This is a genomic window from Bartonella sp. AD328YNZD, assembly GCF_042196425.1.
Map to the genome: position 1 here is coordinate 1 of NZ_JBHIQG010000708.1, position 744 is coordinate 744.

The 744-nt window shown below is 39.2% G+C and carries 1 pseudogene; it reads right to left on the reverse strand.

The features are described 5' to 3' along the window. Positions 1-626: pseudogene (locus tag ACFIO3_RS14600) on the reverse strand (phenylalanine--tRNA ligase subunit alpha); the annotation flags it as partial. Between the last annotated feature and the right edge of the window lie 118 nt (positions 627-744).

Below are 744 nucleotides of genomic sequence, written 5' to 3' on the forward strand. Positions count from 1 at the left end.
TGCGTTGCATCCGAATCCATGCGGTAAGTTTTTCCAGGAATAATGATCCGTATCGGTGCTTTTTGTTTTTCTAGTGTGCGAATTTGTACAGGTGATGTATGGGTCCGCAATAATTTTCTCTCTCCCATTTTATCAACATCAAAAAAGAATGTATCATGCATTTCACGCGCTGGATGCCCTTCAGGAAAATTTAATGCTGTAAAATTATAATAGTCTGTTTCAATATCTGGACCTTCTGCAAGAGAAAAACCCAACGTTGTATAAATGGCAATAATTTCCTCAATTACCTGTGAAATAGGATGAATACGCCCCCGTTCCATAGGAGAAGAACGAACAGGTAAGGTAACATCCACCGTTTCACGAGAAAGACGAGCATCCATTGCTTGTCTTTTTAGAAGATCACGCTTTTGCGCCCATAACTCTAAAATACGATTTTTTAATCCATTAAGAACAGGTCCAACTTTATGGCGCTCGCCAGCATCCATTTTTCCTAATTCTTTTAATTTTTCAGAGATACTACCTTTTTTACCCAATGCTGAAATACGCACTGTTTCAAGTGCTTGTTCATCACCTGCTGCCTCTAAGGCTAAACAAATTTCTTGTTCCAGACGCTCAATATCATTCATATTTTTGCCTATTTTCTAATAAAGAAAAACCCGCACTCGCAATAGCCAGCACGGGACCTCGAATAAATAAATGCTTTAAGAGAACACGACTGGCTTACTTGACAGCGCCTTCAAAAGC